The 14,416-nt window shown below is 58.6% G+C and carries 20 protein-coding genes and 2 pseudogenes; 5 read left to right on the top strand and 17 right to left on the bottom strand.

The window, feature by feature from the left end:
• The first annotated feature begins 283 nt into the window (after positions 1-283).
• Positions 284-1,228 (top strand): helix-turn-helix domain-containing protein, encoded by a 945-nt coding sequence (locus L6D74_RS27315; protein ID WP_236191198.1) that lies wholly within the window; start codon positions 284-286, stop codon positions 1,226-1,228.
• A 180-nt stretch (positions 1,229-1,408) separates the two neighbouring features.
• Positions 1,409-2,143 (top strand): SDR family oxidoreductase, encoded by a 735-nt coding sequence (locus tag L6D74_RS27310; RefSeq protein ID WP_236191196.1) that lies wholly within the window; start codon positions 1,409-1,411, stop codon positions 2,141-2,143.
• A gap of 69 nt (positions 2,144-2,212) precedes the next feature.
• Here the strand turns inward: L6D74_RS27310 and L6D74_RS27305 are convergent, their stop codons facing one another.
• A complete protein-coding gene (locus tag L6D74_RS27305; RefSeq protein ID WP_236191194.1) occupies positions 2,213-3,130 on the bottom strand; it encodes a bifunctional helix-turn-helix transcriptional regulator/GNAT family N-acetyltransferase in 918 nt (305 codons plus the stop codon).
• Positions 3,131-3,281: 151 nt separating this feature from the next.
• On the opposite strand from L6D74_RS27305, the gene L6D74_RS27300 reads away from it, so the two are divergent.
• Positions 3,282-3,647, top strand: a complete 366-nt coding sequence (locus L6D74_RS27300; RefSeq protein WP_236191268.1) for an avidin-fold protein — start codon at positions 3,282-3,284, stop codon at positions 3,645-3,647.
• A gap of 3 nt (positions 3,648-3,650) precedes the next feature.
• On the opposite strand, the gene L6D74_RS27295 is transcribed toward L6D74_RS27300, so the two are convergent.
• The 8 genes and pseudogenes from L6D74_RS27295 to L6D74_RS27260 form a co-directional block, all read right to left on the bottom strand.
• Entirely contained in the window at positions 3,651-4,142 is a 492-nt protein-coding gene (locus L6D74_RS27295; protein ID WP_163974951.1) for a GNAT family N-acetyltransferase, read from the bottom strand.
• A 35-nt stretch (positions 4,143-4,177) separates the two neighbouring features.
• Positions 4,178-4,722, bottom strand: a pseudogene (locus L6D74_RS27290) (phytanoyl-CoA dioxygenase family protein).
• Between the two features lie 7 nt (positions 4,723-4,729).
• Positions 4,730-5,059, bottom strand: coding sequence for a hypothetical protein (locus L6D74_RS27285; protein ID WP_236191193.1), 330 nt, complete (start codon positions 5,057-5,059; stop codon positions 4,730-4,732).
• A gap of 97 nt (positions 5,060-5,156) precedes the next feature.
• Positions 5,157-5,480, bottom strand: coding sequence for a gamma-glutamylcyclotransferase family protein (locus tag L6D74_RS27280; protein ID WP_082934400.1), 324 nt, complete (start codon positions 5,478-5,480; stop codon positions 5,157-5,159).
• 67 nt (positions 5,481-5,547) lie between these two features.
• On the bottom strand, positions 5,548-5,736 hold the full coding sequence (locus L6D74_RS27275; RefSeq protein ID WP_373874497.1) for a hypothetical protein: 189 nt from the start codon (positions 5,734-5,736) through the stop codon (positions 5,548-5,550).
• 17 nt (positions 5,737-5,753) lie between these two features.
• Positions 5,754-6,185, bottom strand: a complete 432-nt coding sequence (locus L6D74_RS27270; RefSeq protein WP_236191191.1) for a bleomycin resistance protein — start codon at positions 6,183-6,185, stop codon at positions 5,754-5,756.
• A 47-nt stretch (positions 6,186-6,232) separates the two neighbouring features.
• A complete protein-coding gene (locus tag L6D74_RS27265; protein ID WP_127797910.1) occupies positions 6,233-6,559 on the bottom strand; it encodes a low molecular weight protein tyrosine phosphatase family protein in 327 nt (108 codons plus the stop codon).
• Between the two features lie 11 nt (positions 6,560-6,570).
• Positions 6,571-6,750 (bottom strand): hypothetical protein, encoded by a 180-nt coding sequence (locus L6D74_RS27260; protein ID WP_236191189.1) that lies wholly within the window; start codon positions 6,748-6,750, stop codon positions 6,571-6,573.
• Between the two features lie 194 nt (positions 6,751-6,944).
• On the opposite strand from L6D74_RS27260, the gene L6D74_RS27255 reads away from it, so the two are divergent.
• Positions 6,945-7,391, top strand: a complete 447-nt coding sequence (locus L6D74_RS27255; protein WP_236191187.1) for an anti-virulence regulator CigR family protein — start codon at positions 6,945-6,947, stop codon at positions 7,389-7,391.
• A gap of 79 nt (positions 7,392-7,470) precedes the next feature.
• Here the strand turns inward: L6D74_RS27255 and L6D74_RS27250 are convergent, their stop codons facing one another.
• The 3 genes from L6D74_RS27250 to L6D74_RS27240 all read right to left on the bottom strand — a co-directional run bounded on the left by L6D74_RS27250 (position 7,471) and on the right by L6D74_RS27240 (position 9,837).
• Entirely contained in the window at positions 7,471-7,770 is a 300-nt protein-coding gene (locus L6D74_RS27250) for a hypothetical protein (protein ID WP_039773167.1), read from the bottom strand.
• A gap of 138 nt (positions 7,771-7,908) precedes the next feature.
• Entirely contained in the window at positions 7,909-8,961 is a 1,053-nt protein-coding gene (locus L6D74_RS27245) for an NAD(P)/FAD-dependent oxidoreductase (RefSeq protein ID WP_236191185.1), read from the bottom strand.
• Between the two features lie 117 nt (positions 8,962-9,078).
• Positions 9,079-9,837 (bottom strand): sulfite exporter TauE/SafE family protein, encoded by a 759-nt coding sequence (locus tag L6D74_RS27240; RefSeq protein WP_074690833.1) that lies wholly within the window; start codon positions 9,835-9,837, stop codon positions 9,079-9,081.
• 157 nt (positions 9,838-9,994) lie between these two features.
• Here L6D74_RS27240 and L6D74_RS30255 point away from each other — a divergent pair.
• Positions 9,995-10,084: pseudogene (locus L6D74_RS30255) on the top strand (G/U mismatch-specific DNA glycosylase); the annotation flags it as partial.
• 3 nt (positions 10,085-10,087) lie between these two features.
• On the opposite strand, the gene L6D74_RS27235 reads toward L6D74_RS30255, so the two are convergent.
• From L6D74_RS27235 to L6D74_RS27215, 5 genes are all read right to left on the bottom strand, one after another.
• A complete protein-coding gene (locus tag L6D74_RS27235; RefSeq protein ID WP_236191183.1) occupies positions 10,088-11,278 on the bottom strand; it encodes an MFS transporter in 1,191 nt (396 codons plus the stop codon).
• A gap of 151 nt (positions 11,279-11,429) precedes the next feature.
• Positions 11,430-11,789, bottom strand: coding sequence for a c-type cytochrome (locus L6D74_RS27230; protein ID WP_236191266.1), 360 nt, complete (start codon positions 11,787-11,789; stop codon positions 11,430-11,432).
• A 143-nt stretch (positions 11,790-11,932) separates the two neighbouring features.
• A complete protein-coding gene (locus L6D74_RS27225) occupies positions 11,933-12,862 on the bottom strand; it encodes a LysR family transcriptional regulator (protein WP_236191182.1) in 930 nt (309 codons plus the stop codon).
• Between the two features lie 37 nt (positions 12,863-12,899).
• Complete coding sequence (locus tag L6D74_RS27220; protein WP_236191179.1) at positions 12,900-13,874, bottom strand: quinone oxidoreductase family protein; 975 nt, start codon at positions 13,872-13,874, stop codon at positions 12,900-12,902.
• Positions 13,875-14,183: 309 nt separating this feature from the next.
• On the bottom strand, positions 14,184-14,416 hold a 233-nt coding region (locus L6D74_RS27215), incomplete at its 5' end, for a DUF6124 family protein (protein ID WP_373874496.1).

The raw sequence follows: 14,416 nt of genomic DNA, 5'->3' as shown, positions 1-14,416 counted from the left end.
GTTCTCCAGCGTTTTTGATCGAGTAGGGACAAGCCGTGTTGGCGCCGGCGAGGCGCTTTCATCGGCGACGGGCCTACTGTCTCGCAGCGAGGCAAAGTCGGCTTTCGTGAGATTGCCCATGCTGTCGGGGTTTTGCGCTGAATGTCAGTGAGGGAGGTTCGGCGCTCGATTCAACCCACGGGAAAAGCCCGATATCATCGAGCCGGTTTCCGTGACGCGGCGTGCGGGCAAGCATCCGAGACCTGTCTGGCTTCGCACAGCCGAATCTGAAAAGGACGAGTTCATGGCAAATACCGGGCGTACCTCCCAAGACGCGTTGTCGACAACCTCTCGAGACTTGCGCATCAACGGCGAGTCGATGGGTGAGTTCCTGCCAGGCGAACCCCAGGCGTTACCCTCGCGCCCGGAAATCACAGACGTGGTGATTCAGCTGTTTACCCATCGAAGCGTTACTGAGCCCATTCTCGTGCCTGCAGTGGTGGAACCGCTGCTCGTTCTGGTTCTGGCCGGGGCGGCGACGGTAGAGGAGCGCGCATTGGGGGGCGAGTGGGAAGCTGCCGAGGTCAGTGCCGGCGATTTTTTCCTCACCAGTTCCGATGAGCCATATGAAATGCGCTGGCAGACACACGGAGGCGATACCTTCGAAGTCATGCATCTTTATCTGGGGCTGCCGCTGATCGAGCAAGCGTCTCGAGAGCTGTCGGGCCAGCACGCCGGGCCTGTGCGTTTACGCGATGTTTCAGGGGCACGGGACGGGCGCGTCGCGTTTGTCATGGAGCAGTTGCGCACTGAATTGCTTCTGGAACGCTCGCCCAGCGCGCTTTTCGCCCGCTCTCTGGCGCAGGCGCTGGCCGTGCATCTGGTGCGCAGCTATCTTGCTGAAAGCCAGCCCGGGCGTCGGGTCAACGCCCTGCAAGCCTACAAATTGCGCAAAGTCACGGACGCCATGCGCGCAAATCTGAGCGCTGAGTTCAGCCTGGCAACACTGGCCAGCCTTGCCGAGCTGAGCGAGTACCACTTCAGCCGCCTGTTCAAACGTGCGACGGGGCTTTCGCCATCGCAGTACTTCATTCGCATGCGTATGGTTCGTGCGCGGCACCTGCTACTGGAAACCCGCCTTAGCATCATCGACGTCGGGCTGGAGGTCGGCTACTCGAGCCCCAGTCATTTCTCGCAGGTCTTTCGTCGTGAAGTGGGCGTAACGCCCAGCGAGTTCCGTGGGGCGTGAGCGGCGCTTCATCACAAATTTGCAGGCGATGCACACAAACACGAATAGGCAAAAGTTGCGCAGGTTTCGGCACGCGCCGACGAGGCCCGTGCCCTTAATCTTTTCGACGTACCCCGCAGCAACGAACGCGTCTTCAGCGGTCGGAGCTGAACTTCAATGCAGACAGCAGGAGCTACGGATATGTCGAACATTCAAAACAAAGTCGTCCTGATTACCGGTGCAAGCAGTGGTATTGGCGAAGCAGCGGCCAGGTTGATCGCTGCCAAAGGCGCGCATGTGGTCCTCGGTGCCCGCCGTACCGAGCGTCTGGACAAACTGGTCAGCGAGATCCAGGCCGAAGGTGGCTCGGCAAGTGCCTGCGCACTGGACGTTACGGATCTGCAATCGATGCACGCCTTCGTGGCGTTCGCCAAGACGCAATATGGCAAGGTCGATGTGATCATCAACAACGCGGGCGTGATGCCGTTGTCGCCGCTGGCCTCGTTGAAGGTCAACGAGTGGAACCAGATGCTCGATGTCAACGTGCGTGGCGTACTGCATGGTATTGCCGCCGTCCTGCCGGACATGCAGGCGCAGGGGTTCGGTCAGGTCATCAATATCTCGTCGATCGGTGGGCTCGCGGTTTCTCCTACCGCCGCGGTGTACTGCGCGACCAAATTCGCGGTCAGGGCTATCTCGGATGGTCTGCGTCAGGAAACGGACAAGATCCGCGTCACCGTGGTGTGCCCGGGCGTCGTCGAGTCCGAATTGGCGGATACGATTTCGGATGATGTGGCCCGCGAGGAAATGAAAGCCTTCCGCCGTGTGGCGCTGAATGCAGACGCCATTGCGCGAGCGCTCGCCTATGCCATCGAACAGCCCGATGATGTTGACGTGAGTGAGATCGTGGTTCGTCCGACTGCCAGTCCGCACTGAGCCGTTCCGGGCGCAATCACCCGTGGTTTGTGCCCCGTTCTGTCTGGCTACAAAGACTGGGCATAAACCTCACAACTCAATCGCCCACGTCTGACTGACCAAATCCTTGCCGAAGCTGTGAATCGGCTCTTCCTCGACCAACTCAAACCCCGCCCGCTGGTATAACCGGCGGGCATCCACCAGATTGCTGGTGGTCCACAGAATCATCTTTTTGTAGCCGACATCCCGGGCAAAACGCAGGCATTCCTCGACCAGCCGATTGCCGATCCCCAAACCCCGCGCACTGGCATCCACGTAGAGCATGCGCAGTTTCGCGGTGGTTTCGTCGTGGCGGATCACGAACACCGAACCCACCACCTTGCCGTCCTTCTCCGCAATCCAGCACCGCTCGCCGGTTGGGTCGAATTCGCGCAGGTATTTGGCGACGACCTCTGCCACCAGCGCTTCGAACTCTGAATTCCAGCCGTATTCACGGCTGTAGATCGCGGTCTGCTGATGCACCACCAGACCCATGTCACCGGGCTGCGGATCACGCAGGAGATAGGTCGTTGGCTGACCACCCTCGAGCAGCGTCTGGATCTGCTTCATCGAGGCGATCAGTTGCAGTTGCTGCGGTTCGGACAGGCGTTCGAGCAGGGTGATGACTTCTTGCCGGGAGGCTTGCTCCAGCGGCGCGAGGATCTCGCGGCCGAGGTCGGTGATGTGCAACTGACTGGCGCGGGCGTCGGTGGTGGAGGGGACTTTCTGGATCAGGCCTTTTTTGTCGAAACCGCTGATGAGGCGACTCATGTAGCCCGCGTCGAGGCCGAGCATCTGGCGCAGGTCGGTGCTGGTCAGATCGCCCTGGGACGCGAGTTCGTAGAGGATGCGCAGCTCGGTCAGCGAGTAGTCGCTTTGCAGCAAGTGTTCCTGCAACACGCCGATCTGATGGGTGTAGAAACGGTTGAACTGCCGGACGATGTCGGCGCGGTCGGTGATCGTGGACATGGCGTGATGCTCATATGGTTGCTTTAGGCAACTATATAGTTGCCTTAGGCAAGCAAGTCAAATGAATTGCTTGGTTCCATCGTCGCCTCGTATTCTCCCCGGCAAGGAACGTACCTCTCACAAGGAAAGCCCAATGGAATCGCCTGAAATCGTGGAAACTGCTTTTTCGCAAGTCGCTGCACGTTTGCACAAGCGCCGTTTCGCGGTCGCCAACAACGCTCAAGGGCTTTCCGGTGCAGGCACGGTTTTTTATTACGAGGTCGACGGCAACGCCATTTCCAGCACCTACCAGGGCGGCAGGATTCGCATCGGCAATCAAGTCGGGCGCGTGACCGGACCGGAGACTTTCGAGCTGCTTTTTCAGTGCCTGACGCAGGATGGCGAGCTGCTTGCCGGTTGGTCCCGTGGCACGGTCGGCGCCGATCACGCGGGGCGCACCACGCTGGCTTTTGTGTGGGGCTGGCTGTCGGGGGCCACGGGAGGAGGGGAATCGAGTTACGTAGAGCTTACGGCTTAGCCGTCATACCGGGGACAAACGCATGCCCATATCGATGGTGCGGCTCTCGAACCCGAACTCCACGTACATTCGTGCCGCGCGTTCGTTGAATGACCAGACCGACAATCTCAGTTCCTGAGCGTCGTGTTCGACGGCCCAATCTTTGGCCAATTGCATCAGTTGGCGGCCGATACCTTCGCCCCAGAAGCTTTCTGCGACGCACACCGAACCGATACGCACGATGTTCATGGGTTGCATCAGCGGACTGGAGCTGGCCGAGAGGCTCGCAGCAATGAAGCCTGCGGCCTGCTGACCGACGTGTGCAATGAAGACAACCTGACCTGGCTGGTCGAGGTAGTTCATCCAGTGCGGCAAATCACGGGCGAAGTCCTCGGTGGAGGCGGTGTAGATGTCGGGGCGGGCTGCGTGGTGGACGGCGTTGAGCACCTGGCCCAGTTCGCAGATGGTCAATGCATCTTCAAGGGTGGCGATTCTGTACTGCGTGGTTTCGTCCATGGGGTGTCACATTCCTTAAGTGTCGGGTGGCTGCTTCAGTTCAGCGGGTTGAGAACGAAGTTTACGGGATCGAACCGCTCATTCGTGTCCATTCGTATGTTTCTGAGGTTCACCGTTTCCAGGTGTTTTGCAAAGAGCGAGTCGGAAAAAAGGTAATCAACAGCGTGCGACGGCGTGCGCCGCTGGCGTTCAGGCTGCCGGCGTGGATCACGTCGGCATCGAAGATCAGGATGTCGGCCACGTTGCCCGTCAGTTGCACGGATCGGGACTCGTCAGTGAAATCGAACGGGGGCTCGTCCAGGGCAGGGCGATGACTGCCGGTGACAATGCGGGTTGCACCGTTTTCCAGGCCGTAGTCGTCGAGGTATACCAGCGCGTTAACGGTGTCGCCGGGGCGTTGCGCGGACAAGTCGCGGTGCAACTGTTGGTGGCCGCCATTGGCGAGCGGTTCGCGACTCTCGACCTGAGAGAGGAAGAAGCGCTCGCCGATTAACTCGCCCACCACGGTCAGCCACGTGTGCGGAACCGCTCCAAAGAGCATTTCGTAGCCTTTGCTATGGAGTGGTTCGCGGCTCGTCATGGCTTCATCAGTCTCCCTTTTTACAATCAGAGCGAGTATTGCCGATCGTGATCAAGCCGACGCGGACCTCGGTATCGCTGCCGTAACCCCAAGACAATCGGTTCCCGTAACTCACCAGATCGTAGATTTCGCTTTCGCCAAGTAGCTGATCATCGCGATTGTCGTACAAACGGAAAAACGCGGGAGATTCCCAGCGGACGAACCATTGAGTTTCGAAGGGGTCGTCTGGAGGCGCCTGCGGGTGAAGGAAGTTGGGTAGTAACCAGAAAGGTCTGAAAGTTTGCACCCTGAAGCAGCCATCGGGGCTGACATGAGCTGCGTAGGCAGGCTTCGCCAACGCCTTCTCCCACCACTCGGAAGCACCCCATAGCCCAACACAAAACACTAGGCCGGCCAGGAAGATTTTCATCCGCCGAGAAAAGGCCGAAGGCCGACTATTTGAGCGCGTAGACATAGGCATCCATTGCCGTCCCGTCATCCAGCTTCACCTTGGTCAAAACCCGCTGATACTCAGCCCCTTCAAACTCATCCAGCGCCGCCCAGTGTTCGTGGAAATTCTCGGAAGCGAACACATAGCCTTCGATCACATCGCCATCCTCGGCAATCACCAGACCGGGAAAACCCATCGCCGCGCCCCAGCCGGCCTGCGACAGACGTCCCTTCAGCGAAGCGGCCTGCCACGTGCCGCCGATGTTCAGCATCACATGCTCATTCGGCCGACCAGGGCCCAGGGTTCCATAAACGAAGAGACGTTCCACGATTGCTCCTGCCAGTCAAAAAAGGGAGGGATCCTGACGTATCAACAATGTGCAGGCAACACCGCGATCAGTTCTGCGTCGAGCGGGTTAGAAACCCGTCGATCAACGCCACCACCTGTTGCTGGATCACCTCACGGGAACGAGCGCCGCTGTCCGCACAGATGATGCCGTCGCCGGACGAATCCTCTTCGAGCAGGGGAATGGCCGGCGACTGCAATTCGCCCCTTCGAGGCCGTGCCAAATTGCCGGTTTTCATTTTTTTATCGTCCTTGATCAAATCGGGCAAACGGGACGTTCGCCCAGACGTTCTACCAGTCTTACGAGATAACCGTCCGGATCCTGAACGAGAAATTCACGCTGGCCGACTTCGACATCGTCAGCGCGATACCAGGTGTCTTTGCGGGTTTTATAAAGTGGAATCTGGGCGACGCCCAGTTTTTCGATGATGGGAGCAACCGCCTCAACGTCGATCTGCAGATTGACGCCTCTTCCGAAGGGCTTGCTCAGTTCCGCCGTCAGCCACTGGCCTGCATTCGGTTGAACCTGCTCGAGCATGACTTGAGCGCCATTCAGGTCGAGGTAGGCGAATCCATCTTCCGGGCGTTGATAAGCGACGTTGAAGCCCAGGCAGGAGACCCAGAAAGCAAGGCTGGCCTGCAAATCCGTGACCATCAATTCTGGAACCAGTTTGTTCCGTTCAAACATGGGGTGAATTCCTTTTCGTTCGGTACGTTGCCAGGAGGCACAGAGGGTTAAGTAGGCAGGTAGGGTTTCACCGACTCTTCAAGAAGGTCTACCAGCTCGGGATCCATGTACTGATAGTCATCCGGAATATCCAGAGAGTGAATCCGCTTGTGCTCGAGCAGCCGGGCGTACTCGGCCCGCAGGCGATTGAGGTGTTTGGTTTCCATCACAAAAATGAAATCGGCCCAGCGAATATCCGCTGGGCCGACGGTTTTGCGTGCATTGGGGCTGGTGCCCGCGGAGCGGACATTGAAGCCGGGGCGGCGGCGCCAGACTTCTTCGGCCGTCGGGCTGCGCCATTGGTTGCGACTGCAAATGAACAGAAGATTCGTCACGCTTCATCCAACTATTGGCGGGTTGAGCGAATGGGATAGCTCATGCCGAGTTGGCGAGCCCTGACCAGTTTGGCGGAGCGAATGTACATCAACTTCCAGTTCTTTTCTGGCTTGAACACTTGCGGGCGCGCCGCTTTGTCACTGCCGTGTTTGCGGGCCTGGGTGCGTCTCCAGGCGCGGGTTCTTTTCATGGTCTGTCCTCGTAAATACCGGGTTCAGCAGCCGCGGTAATACGAGTTGGGCGTATGGTAAGCGCGAATCGGAGGGCACCGAAAGCTGCACGTATCGAAAATCGTCACAAACCGCGATGACAGGGCCATCTCTCCATGCCTGTAAAAAAAACTGACTAGAATCCAAACACACCCATTCATTCAAGGAACGACCCATGGCCGGTTTACGCACGTTGATTGCGACCACGACCTGTATTGCGCTGCTGTGCAGTTCGGTGACCGCGCTGGCCGATCCTGGCAATGGAAAGGGGCAGGGCAAAGGCAACCCGCATAACAGCCAGGATCATGGCAATCAGGGGAAAAAAGGCGGGGGCGGTTATCAGGGGCACGGCCCGAGTATCGATCGCGGCGGGGTGATCGGGATTGTGGACGGCTATCGTGGCTATTGGACCCCGGGCCCGGCGTTGCCGCCCGGCATCCAGAAGAACCTGGCGCGGGGCAAGCCGCTGCCGCCCGGGATCGCAAAGAAACTCGATGGTCGACTGGTCGGCAGACTGCCGCACTACGACGGCTACGAATGGCAGCAGGTCGGTACCGATCTGATCCTGGTCGCGCTGGCTACAGGGCTGATTTATGAAGTGCTGAATGGCGCCTTTGATTGAAAAATAGATCTGTCCCCATATGAAAAAGCCCGGCGGATAAGGCCGGGCTTTCGTCGGGTACTGCGGTAAAACCGAGCATTCAGGCGTTACGACTTTCGATCAGACGGTCAGAACCACCTTCGGCAACCGCATCGCTGAACAGCGGATCGGTTTCAGTCGCGGCAACCGCATCGCTGAACAGCGGATCGGTTTCGGTCGCGGCAACTGCATCACTGAAAAGCGGATCAGTTTCGGTCGCAGCTACGGCATCGCTGAACAGTGGGTCGGTTTGAGTCGCAGCGGCAACCGCATCGCTGAACAGTGGATCGGTTTCAGTCGCCGCAAAAGCATTCAGGGCGAAGAGCGAGAAGGCGATGCCGATGAGGGTTTGGCGTTTCATGGTTCTGTACTCCGTGTGCAGTGGGTTGGTATGGAGCAGATCCTACGCTTCGGATTTGATATGAGAACTTCATTGAATTAATGGTTGTTATTGATGCAGTCAATGGGAGTGCTCGGCCCGGCCACCGCGGGCTTGTTCTTACGTCTTGAAAAGACGGTCAGGCCGGCATGGCGCCAGGGCAGGTGAAACCTGATCGTCGATCAGCTCGTCACTGACCAGGCGGCCTGCGACTGCCGCGAGTGTGACGCCAGGGTGCATCGTACAAACGTACATTGCGCCGATCCCGGGCAAATAACCGATGATGGGCACGCCGTCCGCAGGCATGGGCCTGAGCCCGATACACGCCAATTCTGGCTCAATGGAAATGATGCCCGCCAACTCGTTGCGGATGGCCGCCGCGGTTCGTTGCGCTATGGCTTGCGAGTGGTTCTCCAGGGAGTTGTCCAGATAGTCTTCCGCCGCCAGCAAGATTCCTTGCGAACCCTGTCTGACTTCCATCTCAGGACTGGAGATCAGGGTATTCACCCGATCGGGTTGCATCCTGTAGCGGATGAAAATAGCGGGCGAGGCCTCGATCGGAAGGGACAGGTTCAGAGTTTCAGTCAGTTGCCTGATGGCCGTTCCTGCGGCCAATACGACCAGGTCAGCTTCGATGGCACCCGTTGCGGTTTCGACGCCAGTCACCGTTGCATCGCGGAGGGTAAAACCATGCACTCGGGTATGCACCAGTACCGTCGCTCCAAGAGCCTGAGCACCGGCGATCAACGCATGGGTGGCTTGCACGGCGTCCAATGCGCCTTCCTGTGGATTGTAAAAGGCTTGTCGAGGGGGATTTTTGAGGTTCGGCTCAAGGTCGAGAATTTGTGCTTGAGTGAGCAGGTTGGCTGACACTTCCAGGTCTGTGCCGGGCGGATAACTCAGGGCGCCCGTCCAATGAATCTTCAGGTCCGGCAGTTCCGCTTCGAGCCGGTGATACTCCTGGATTGCCGCAGCGCGCAGTTGCGCAATGGGATCGGGCCCACTGTGCGACGTGTTGATCCACGCAAACGAGCGCCCGGTCACGCCACTCGCGACCTCACCGGCCTCGATCACAGTGACCTGCGCACCTTTGCAAGCCAGGTGATAAGCGACGGACGCACCCACGATGCCGGCACCGATGACAATCACACGCCTTGCACTCTCTGTTTTCAAATCAACCTCCAGGTTGTCGATTCGCAATGGTATGAAGCCTATTTCATCCGTCCAGCATTCGGATCAATCGGTTGCCGTGCCGGCGTTCAAATAACCCCGGCCCGGCCTGAACTTCGTTCAGGCCATGTATCCCCCGACTCCATCCCACAACAACTTCAATGCCGTGACCACCAGCAAGCCATAACAGGCGCGGTACATCTGACGCTGGTCCAGTCTGGCGTGCAGCCGCCAGCCCAGCCAGACGCCGCAGGGTACAGCGAGCAAGCTGACGAGCATCAGCGTCAGCACGTTGCCGGTAGGTTTGGCCAGCAGCAGCCATGGCACTGCCTTGAGAAGGTTGCCCACGGTGAAAAACAGGCTGGTCGTTCCGGCATACATCTGCTTGCTCAGCCCCAGCGGCAGCAGATAGATCGCCAGTGGCGGCCCGCCGGAATGCGCCACCATCGTCGTGATACCCGAAGTAATGCCGGCAGCCACGGCTTTGGGTGAGGAGCGCGGCCGCACTCGGACTTCTCCGCCCGCCTTGAACCACAAACCGACAAACAACAGCGTGATCGCCGCCATGACGATGGCGATGGCGCGGTGGTCCAGTACCCGGAAAAGCAAATAGCCGGCGCCGATGCCGACGATCAAACCTGGTACCAACAACTTCAGGTCGGGTTTTGACCAAGTGGAAGGCTTCCAGTAGCGCAGGCTGAACAGATCCATGGCGACGAACAATGGCGCCAGCAGCCCGCCAGCCGTGATCGGGTCCATCACCAGCGACAACAGCGGAATCCCGACAATCGCAAAGCCGCCGCCGAACGCGCCCTTCATGAAGCAGATCAGGAACACGCCGGCGAAGGTGACGAGGAGGGTGGTGAAGGTCAGATCCACGGCGTGTGCTCACTTCATTTCGGGCGGGGAGTGGCCTTAATTTCGCTCACGGTCTGCAGGATGAACAGTTACAGTTTCGAGGCCGATCCACGGACCAGTTGCCAACTGGATCGAATGTGGGCCTTGGGCAAAGTTCGGTTTGGGGAGATAGGGGCGCATGGGACTTGAAGACATCCTGACCGAAGACCTTTACGTGGTGTTCTGCGGAATCAATCCGGGCTTATTGGCGGCAGCGGGTATCCGGCATCCATCACTTTGCAACCGAAACCATGATCGACTCCAGTCCGGGATGGTTATTTTTATAAAAAAGTTCGGAGTCTGCCGCATCTTCAAGGAAAAACCAGATGGACTTCGAAAGTGCTGCATGAAACAAGACAAACAGGAAAATTGCGCAGTAAACCAATAGCAAACCATGGGTGCCGAACTGCGTCATCGTTGTTCCCATCATCATATAAGAGGCCGAATTTGCGAGTTGGCCGACAATAAGTGTGGCGGCCATTAATCTGATACGAACTCCAGACGGCACCGAGACAGTTCTCTTATCCATCCCAATCAGTGAAAGCGAGGCACTGGAAGCTCCTGCAATAAAGAGGCATGGAGCCAGTTGCCAGACTTCGACAGAGAGAGCCGCTGTGACGAGGGAGGCGGTTAATAAAGTCCAGAGTCCAATATATTTGTTTCGCTGGTTGTGTCTTCTGGCAACAAGCGGGCTCAAAAATAACAGGCCACCGATTGCGCCTCCCGCAAATATGGCGTTGAACAGGCCGACACTGCTTTCAGCGAGATTATGGGTGTGAATTTGAATTGGAACCAGCATGGGTACTGTGGCAGTAACAGCCAGGCTCAACATGAAACCAGCAACAGTCAGGAACCTTTCAGGTGGAAGAATTAATTTAAGTCTAATTCCCAAAAACATTTCCCGAACTCGTTGTACCGGCGATTTTATCTGTGTCGAGTCGGATTTGACGCTGTGCGGCAATACGAACGCTAACCCCATTGCGAACACACCCACAATGGCTGCAAAGAGAAGTGAGGCTTGTGGGGAAGACAATCCAATGACAACGCCCGCCAGGAGCGGGCCAATAACGCGACTTATGGTTACGATGATGCGCCGGATGCGAAAGGCATGTTCTATTCGAACTTTTTCTACGGTTTCAGCCGGATAAACACCGAAAAGAGATTGAACGACGCCGAAAGCCGCGACCGCAAGGATGTCAATTATCAGCAGAGCCTCTATCGAATACGAAGCGGAAACAGACACGTAGCGCAGGATGCCGGTCAACGCAATGGCGATACAGCCTATCCTTAGAGCGGTGCTGCGTCGCATGACTTCGACGCGGGAAGCCAAAAACAGTATGGAAATGACGGCGGCAAGGGCCAGCCCCGTTTCATAGGTTGCCAGCTCCAACAAGCTTCCACGCTGAACGATAATAAGGGGCACGGTTGCATTCCAACAGCTGAGATATATCCATATTAAAGCTTCAAGGCAAAGATACTTTCTAAATATGCTCAAGCCATATGTCCTTTGATTGCACGCAGAAATGGGGACGGATCTATTTTTTCACCACCGGATAATAGATTCGTCGCCATTTTTATCTGTTCGTATGGGAAATCACACCGCTCATATATTGGTGCAAGTCGCGAAAATCGTTAACGCTCCAGGCGTGCGGCGGGATCTTCACGCCATTCTCTCGCAAGGTCTTTGGAATCAAATCCCCGTTGGGGCGGAGTATTACCGAGGACACGATGACGCCCGGGTAATCACTCAGTCGCTTTTTGAAGGCAGCGGTTGTCAGGTCAGGCGTTGGCGGATTGCTTTTCCTGGCCAACGGCCCGGTGCCCTTGATGTCGGCTCCGTGGCACACGGCGCATCGCTGGGAGTAGAGGGCTTTTCCATTGGCAGTATCGGCGAGGGATAGCGCCGTTTGGGTGAGGGCAAAGAAGCCTGACATGGCGATTAGGAATATTTTGAATCTCAGGCGTCCCGGTGTAGACACGCCCGCACAAAAAGCCCTGGTCATGTAAATCCGCACTTTTTCCTCCATGAATGCACGTCGATTCCGAGGCCGGCACGATATCCATCGCGGCTGGTAAATCAGCGGGCCAGCGTCACCCAAGGCGCACCTTCAGCAAAAGCTCCCTCGATCCAGTCCTTGAACGCTGTAGTCGTCGCCGTGTTGAACCGCGCCGACGGCCGCACCAGATAAACCCCCGTGTCGGCGTCCAGTTGCCACTCGGGAAGCACCCGCACCAGGCGCCCCTCGCGCAGGTCCTTGGTCATCAGCCAGTCGCCGCCGGCCAGAATCCCCACGCCCATGCGCGCGGCACACAGCTGCGCTTCGTTGTCGTTGCTGACCAGTCGGCTGCGGATTTTCAGAGTGTGTTTCTCGTCGCCACGGGTCAGTCGCCATTCGGGATAAGAATGCAACCCGGTAAATCCCAGGCAATGATGATCGGCAAGATCCGCCGGTGTTTTCGGCTCGCCGTGTTGTTGAAGATAGGAGGGCGCGGCACACAGGATTCGGCGGTGATCGCAGAGCTTCTTCGCCACCAGCCGATTGTCCGCCAGCTCGCCGATGCGGATCGCCGCGTCGAAACCCTCGGCGACGATATCGACAAAGCGCTCGGCATATTCCACCTCCAGCGCCACGTTCGGATGGGCCAGGGCAAACGCCGAAACGATATCGCCCAGCCACAGCCGCCCCATGGCGGCCGGCAGGGCGATGCGCAAACGCCCGCGAACTTCGGCGGCACCTTCGCGCGCATCTTGCTCCGCTTCGGCGATCAGGCTGACCGCATGCCCGAACCGCGCCACCAGCCGTTGCCCCTCATCGGTGAAACGCAATTGCCGGGTGGTGCGCTCGATCAGTCGCACTCCCAGCCGCGACTCCAGCGCGCTGAGCCGTTTCGACAGCACCGAGGGATGGCGCTGCAAGGTCCGGCTCGCCGCCGCAAACGAGCCGTGCTCGGCCAGGGCCAGCAGGGTGGCGACTTCATCGGCCTGACGGCTATCGAACAGATCCATGCAACGACAACCCTCGTGGATGACCCGAAAAAAAGACTCAAGGCACCAGCACAACCGCCCCCGGCAAACCGCCCCGGTGCAGATCGGCATGGGCCCGGGCGGCGTCCGCCAGCGGATAACGACGCCCGACATTGGGCTGGATGATACCGGCGTCAATCGCTTGCAACACGTCCTTTGCGCGCTGCTGGTATTCCTCAGGCGTGGCGGTGTGGGCGGCGAGGGACGGTCGGGTCAGGAACAGCGAACCCTTGGCGTTCAGAGTGCTGATCTCGACCGGCGCCGGCGCCCCCGACGCCATGCCGAACGACACCAGCAACCCGCGCGGGCGCAGGCAATTCAACGACGCCTCGAAAGACACCCGGCCAATCGGGTCGTACACCACATCCACTTTCTTGCCCTGGGTGATGTCGATCACCGCGTCGGCCAGCGTCGCCGCATCGAACACCAACACCTCATCACAACCCGCCAACCGGGCCCGCTCGACACTCTCGGCGCTGGACACCACACCAATCACCAACGCCCCCAAATGCTTCGCCCACGGCACCATGATCTGCCCCAGCGCACCGGCCGCGCCGTAGATCAGCACCGTCGACCCCGGCCCGACCGGGTAAGTGGACTTGAGCAAATACTGCGCGGTGATGCCCTTGAACAGCACCGCCGCCGCGTCCTCGAAACTCAGGCTGTCGGGGATCTTCACCAGCCGATTGGCCGGGTAGAGGCGGGCGCTGGCATAGGCGCCGACAGGGCCCGTGGCATAAGCGACCCGGTCGCCGACGGCCACGTTCGTCACATTGGCCCCCACCGCCACAACCCGCCCGGCACCCTCAAGCCCCAACCCGGAAGGCAACGCCAACGGCGCGGCACCGGAACGTTGGCTCAAATCGAGCGGGTTGACGCCAATGGCGAACTGCTCAAGCCAGACCTCGCCGGGGCCGGGTGTTTGCGCGGTGGATTGCTCCAGCTGAATGACTTGAGGCTCACCGGTTTGATGGATGACGGCGGTGGTGACCATGTTGGACGCTCCCTTACGTTGATCGTGGGGAGAGTCTAAAGGTCGGCGCGGGGGGCACTAGTCGGGTTGACTGCAGTTCATATGTGCATTTGATGCAGTAATTGGATCAAGGCCCCGTAGTTCGAATTCAACGCCCTTTACTGAAACGCAAACAGCCCGGGCCGACGCCTTCGTCGTTGACGAGGGAGTCGGCCCGGGCTGCTTTGCATTCCATAACCTCTTGAGCCGCGCTTTTTCCTGCAGCAGCGTGGGACTGAACAAGTCGCGCTATAGAAGCCGCCGCGAACGGCTCCTACAGCCATCGCCGGGTTACGCGACTTCGACGTGATCCAGCGCCTGATTCACCGCCAGCTCGGCAATCATCACGATCTGCGTAATACCGATCGCCGTCTTGCGATGCGAGGGATCGAGCGTGGCCGCGAAATTACTCAGCATCTCACTCGCCGCACCGAGGTTTTCGCTGGCGTTGGCCAGCAGGCATTCGGTGTTGAATTTCGGATTGGCCAGGTACATCCGCTCGGGCTCGTTCAAGGACTGTCTCT

It is taken from the genome of Pseudomonas pharyngis (assembly GCF_021602345.1).
Classification (GTDB): Bacteria; Pseudomonadota; Gammaproteobacteria; order Pseudomonadales; family Pseudomonadaceae; genus Aquipseudomonas; species Aquipseudomonas pharyngis.
The sequence above is the reverse complement of the archived record's forward strand: the minus strand, read 5'-3'. Positions and strand labels throughout refer to the sequence as shown.

What these genes read in the sequence shown, in the direction of transcription:
- L6D74_RS27315 (WP_236191198.1), top strand. Translation starts at nt 284, where the DNA reads ATGGCAAATACCGGGCGTACCTCCCAAGACGCGTTGTCGACAACCTCT.
- L6D74_RS27310 (WP_236191196.1), top strand. Translation starts at nt 1,409, where the DNA reads ATGTCGAACATTCAAAACAAAGTCGTCCTGATTACCGGTGCAAGCAGT.
- L6D74_RS27305 (WP_236191194.1), bottom strand. Translation starts at nt 3,130, where the DNA reads ATGTCCACGATCACCGACCGCGCCGACATCGTCCGGCAGTTCAACCGT.
- L6D74_RS27295 (WP_163974951.1), bottom strand. Translation starts at nt 4,142, where the DNA reads ATGGACGAAACCACGCAGTACAGAATCGCCACCCTTGAAGATGCATTG.
- L6D74_RS27275 (WP_373874497.1), bottom strand. Translation starts at nt 5,736, where the DNA reads ATGAAAACCGGCAATTTGGCACGGCCTCGAAGGGGCGAATTGCAGTCG.
- L6D74_RS27270 (WP_236191191.1), bottom strand. Translation starts at nt 6,185, where the DNA reads ATGTTTGAACGGAACAAACTGGTTCCAGAATTGATGGTCACGGATTTG.
- L6D74_RS27260 (WP_236191189.1), bottom strand. Translation starts at nt 6,750, where the DNA reads ATGAAAAGAACCCGCGCCTGGAGACGCACCCAGGCCCGCAAACACGGC.
- L6D74_RS27255 (WP_236191187.1), top strand. Translation starts at nt 6,945, where the DNA reads ATGGCCGGTTTACGCACGTTGATTGCGACCACGACCTGTATTGCGCTG.
- L6D74_RS27250 (WP_039773167.1), bottom strand. Translation starts at nt 7,770, where the DNA reads ATGAAACGCCAAACCCTCATCGGCATCGCCTTCTCGCTCTTCGCCCTG.
- L6D74_RS27230 (WP_236191266.1), bottom strand. Translation starts at nt 11,789, where the DNA reads ATGTCAGGCTTCTTTGCCCTCACCCAAACGGCGCTATCCCTCGCCGAT.
- L6D74_RS27225 (WP_236191182.1), bottom strand. Translation starts at nt 12,862, where the DNA reads ATGGATCTGTTCGATAGCCGTCAGGCCGATGAAGTCGCCACCCTGCTG.
- L6D74_RS27220 (WP_236191179.1), bottom strand. Translation starts at nt 13,874, where the DNA reads ATGGTCACCACCGCCGTCATCCATCAAACCGGTGAGCCTCAAGTCATT.